The sequence below is a fragment of the Yoonia sp. genome, assembly GCF_042093035.1.
In the GTDB taxonomy this organism is placed as follows: domain Bacteria; phylum Pseudomonadota; class Alphaproteobacteria; order Rhodobacterales; family Rhodobacteraceae; genus Yoonia.
This window is the reverse complement of the sequence record NZ_JBELFI010000177.1, coordinates 1-3,552: the sequence shown is the minus strand read 5'-3', so window position 1 is coordinate 3,552 and position 3,552 is coordinate 1. Positions and strand designations below refer to the sequence as shown.

Annotated in this window: 5 protein-coding genes; 4 read left to right on the top strand and 1 reads right to left on the bottom strand. The window is 57.7% G+C overall.

All coding sequences use genetic code 11. The annotated features are described in order from the left end of the window. The 4 genes from ACFDSS_RS14155 to ACFDSS_RS14140 all read left to right on the top strand — a co-directional run. Nucleotides 1–684 (top strand): glycoside hydrolase family 3 N-terminal domain-containing protein (locus ACFDSS_RS14155; protein ID WP_375256365.1); only part of this gene is annotated, 684 nt, incomplete at its 5' end. Nucleotides 685–693: 9 nt separating this feature from the next. Further along, nucleotides 694–1,488, top strand: a complete 795-nt coding sequence (locus ACFDSS_RS14150; RefSeq protein ID WP_375256364.1) for a segregation and condensation protein A — start codon at nt 694–696, stop codon at nt 1,486–1,488. Beyond that, nucleotides 1,481–2,128 carry an SMC-Scp complex subunit ScpB gene (gene scpB / locus ACFDSS_RS14145; RefSeq protein ID WP_375256363.1) on the top strand — a complete coding sequence of 216 codons (648 nt, stop codon included), beginning with the start codon at nt 1,481–1,483 and terminating at the stop codon, nt 2,126–2,128. Before ACFDSS_RS14150 ends, scpB begins: the two co-directional genes overlap by 8 nt. A 45-nt stretch (nt 2,129–2,173) precedes the next feature. After that, nucleotides 2,174–2,362: a hypothetical protein gene (locus ACFDSS_RS14140; protein ID WP_375256362.1), complete on the top strand. Its 189-nt coding sequence runs from the start codon at nt 2,174–2,176 to the stop codon at nt 2,360–2,362. Here the strand turns inward: ACFDSS_RS14140 and ACFDSS_RS14135 are convergent. After that, nucleotides 2,359–3,438, bottom strand: a complete 1,080-nt coding sequence (locus tag ACFDSS_RS14135; protein ID WP_375256361.1) for a 2'-deoxycytidine 5'-triphosphate deaminase — start codon at nt 3,436–3,438, stop codon at nt 2,359–2,361. The genes ACFDSS_RS14140 and ACFDSS_RS14135 overlap by 4 nt on opposite strands. Nucleotides 3,439–3,552 lie beyond the last annotated feature (114 nt).

Below are 3,552 nucleotides of genomic sequence, written 5' to 3'. Positions count from 1 at the left end.
CGCCTGATCGCGGCGGAATTGATCGGTGTTGGCGTCGATGCAAATTGCGCGCCGCTTGCCGATATCGCGGAACCTGCGACACATCCGTTTCTACAAAACCGGCTTTACGGTGCGGATGCCGCGACAGTCACCCAAGCCGCGCGTATCTGTGCTGATGCGCTTATGGCCGGCGGGGTCTTGCCGGTGCTAAAACATATACCGGGCCATGGGCGCGCAACCAGCGACAGCCATCTGGCCTTGCCGCTGGTCGATGTGCCGCACGCGGCATTGTCCGCCCGAGATTTCGCACCGTTTAAAGCGCTCAATGATCTTGCGATGGGGATGACGGCACATATTGTCTTCGCGGATATTGATCCCGCAAACCCAGCCACGACATCCGCTAGAACGATGGGTTTGATACGCCAAGAGATCGGTTTCGATGGCTTGTTGATGACTGATGATATCTCGATGCAGGCGCTGTCGGGCAGTATTGCCGATCGCAGCGCCGCCTCTCTTGCGGCGGGCTGTGACGTGATCCTGCATTGCAATGGCGATGCGGTTGAAATGCAGGCGGTTGCAAATGCCGCAGGTGACATGCGCAATGCAGCAACCGTGCGTGCAAATCGCGTGTTTGCTGCGCGAAAAACCCCTGAAAATATTGACATCCCCCAGCTAGAAGAAGAACTTGAAGCGCTACTACGCTAAAGAGGGCTCATGCAGGACGACACATTCCAGGAAGACATTGTCAGCGTAAGCGACCGCGTGGCCGCAGAAGCGCTGATTGTCGATGTGGGCGCCTTTGAGGGCCCGCTTGATTTGCTGCTGACGTTGTCGCGCACGCAAAAGGTGGACCTGCGTCAAATTTCGATCCTCGCGCTGGCAGAGCAATACCTCGCCTTCGTGGAACAGGCCAAACGTCTGCGGTTGGAACTGGCGGCGGACTATCTGGTGATGGCCGCTTGGCTGGCGTTCCTGAAGTCGCGATTGTTGTTGCCGCCTGACCCGTCAGAGGAAGGCCCCACGGGCGAAGAACTGGCTGCACATCTGGCTTTCCAACTGGAACGCCTGCAAGCCATGCGCAACTCTGCCGCCAAGCTGATGGCGCGCGACCAGCTTGGCCGGGATTTCTTTGCCCGTGGTATCACCGAAGATGTCCAACGTGTGCGCCGCGTGTCCTATTCCGCGACCTTGCTGGACCTGATGCAAGGGTATGCGCGCATTCGCACCCGTGATGACTTCCGTCCCTATGTGATGGATCGCCAGCATGTCATGACGATGGAGCAGGCACTTGAGCGGATGCGCGGGCTGATCGGGTTTGCAGGCGATTGGACCGACATCTTGAGCTACTTGCCCGAAGGTTGGGACGCGGACCCACAGCGCAGGCGTTCGACCACGGCGTCCACTTTTGCGGCATCGCTTGAACTGGCCAAAGAGGGCAAAATCGAAATTCGGCAAGGAGAAACCTTTGCCCCGATCCAAATCCGCAAGAGAGATCCGCGCGATGATTGATGGTACCACTCCTGCCAATGATAGCCTCTTTGAGGCGCCCCCGATGGGTGAGCAGGAGCGCATGGTCGAAGCGATCTTGTTTGCTACGGCAGACCCTGTGACCGTCACAGAGTTAATCGGACGGATGCCGCATGGTTGCGACCCGGCAGAGGCGCTCGCCAAATTGCGCAAACGCTATGATGGGCGCGGTGTGAATATTGTGAAGGTGGGCGACGCATGGGCGATCCGCACGGCGGGCGACCTTGGGTTCTTGATGCAGAAGGAAACGGTCGAGACCCGCAAACTGAGCCGTGCGGCCATCGAAACCTTGGCGATTGTGGCCTATCATCAACCGGTTACTCGCGCGGAGATCGAAGAAATTCGCGGCGTCAGTGTGAGCCGTGGCACGGTAGACCAGTTGATTGAATTGGAGTGGATCCGCTTTGGCAGGCGACGCATGACACCGGGCCGTCCGGTGACTTTCGTCGTGACACAAGGCTTTCTCGATCACTTCGGCCTTGAAAACGCCCGTGATTTGCCGGGGCTGAAGGAGCTACGCTCTGCCGGATTGCTGGAAAACAGACCTCCGCCGGGCGCCAATGCTTTGGGTGAGGCGGATGACGACGAAGACGATAACCAGAGCGAGTTGTTTGAGGATTAACCGTTTGATGCGATCTCAATCGGGAACGGCGCAAGGGGACATGCGATGAATATAAACCGACTGATAAACATGGGCCTGCGCTTGGTCATGAACAAAGGTATCAATATGGCTGCCAATCGCGGCAAAAACCCTGCGGATATGACGCCAGAGGAACGTAGAGCCGCCCAGACGGCCCGTCGGAATGGCCAGAAAGCCCGTCGAGGCTTAGGGATGTTGCGCCGCTTTATGCGCTAGGATTTGAAGTGCTTCGACAGCTTCAGGCCTTGGCCCTGGTAATTTGATTTGATTTCGCGGCCATAAAGTGCTGCGGGCAGAGCGGCCATATGTTCATAGACCAATCGACCCACGACTTGCCCGTGTTCCAGCACGAAAGGCGCCTCATGGCAGCGGACCTCAAGCACCCCGCGCGAGCCTGATCCACCCGCCTCAGCATAGCCAAAACCGGGATCGAAGAAGCCCGCGTAATGCACACGGAATTCACCGACCATTGCCAAATAAGGTGCCATTTCAGCCGCTTGCATCGGGGGAATGATGATCGCTTCGCGGCTCACGAGAATATAAAATGCGCCGGGATCAAGGATAATCCAACCGTCATCGGTGTGGACGGGCTCCCAAAAATCAGCCACTTCGTAGTGATTGAGTTTGGCCAGATCGACCACGCCCGTGTGCGGTTTGGCGCGGTAACCCACAAGACTGCCCGCATTTGGACGCAAATCAACCGAGAAACCCAAACCGTCCGAAATCACCGGCTCGCCTGAGACAATCGGCGTTTGTGCGTGAAGCGCGCGCAAGTCATCGTCGGACATCAAGGTTTTGCCTTGACGGAAGATAATCTGGTTCAGCATTTGTCCCGGCTGTGCCACAACAGAGAAAGAACGCGGGCAAATCTCAACAAAAAGCGGGCCATCGTAGCCTTCGGGAACGCGATCGAATTCGACGCCTTGATCGGTGATGATCCGCGTCAGCAAATCGAGCCGCCCGATGGAGGATTTCGCACTTGCCGCGGCAGTCATACCTTTCGGCAGGCGCAGACGTTCCATCAATGGCACCACATAGACGCACCCTTTTTCAAGGACGGCCCCGCCGTTCAGGTCGATTATATGCATCTGAAAATCAGTCAGACGCTCTGTAACGGTCCGTTGACGTCCTGCCAGAAACGACGCACGCACACGGTAAGCGGTGTCGCCAAGACGCAGATCGAGAGAGGCGGGCTGGATCTGTCCGTCAGTGATCGGTGTGTTGGATGCGATACCGCCACTTGCGATCATATCGCGAATTTGGTGGTCGGCCAGAACGCCTACAGTCGTCATTTCTTCCCCCTCGCAGGTACCAAAACGCCCGCCGTGCGGCTGCACAGGCGGGCGGTTATGATTGGTCGGGCTAGCAGGACTCGAACCTGCGACCTTCCGTCCCCCAGACGGACG

Excerpts from the sequence above, each read along its gene's own strand:
- scpB (WP_375256363.1), top strand. The coding sequence starts at position 1,481 with ATGATTGATGGTACCACTCCTGCCAATGATAGCCTCTTTGAGGCGCCC.
- ACFDSS_RS14135 (WP_375256361.1), bottom strand. The coding sequence starts at position 3,438 with ATGACGACTGTAGGCGTTCTGGCCGACCACCAAATTCGCGATATGATC.
- ACFDSS_RS14140 (WP_375256362.1), top strand. The coding sequence starts at position 2,174 with ATGAATATAAACCGACTGATAAACATGGGCCTGCGCTTGGTCATGAAC.
- ACFDSS_RS14150 (WP_375256364.1), top strand. The coding sequence starts at position 694 with ATGCAGGACGACACATTCCAGGAAGACATTGTCAGCGTAAGCGACCGC.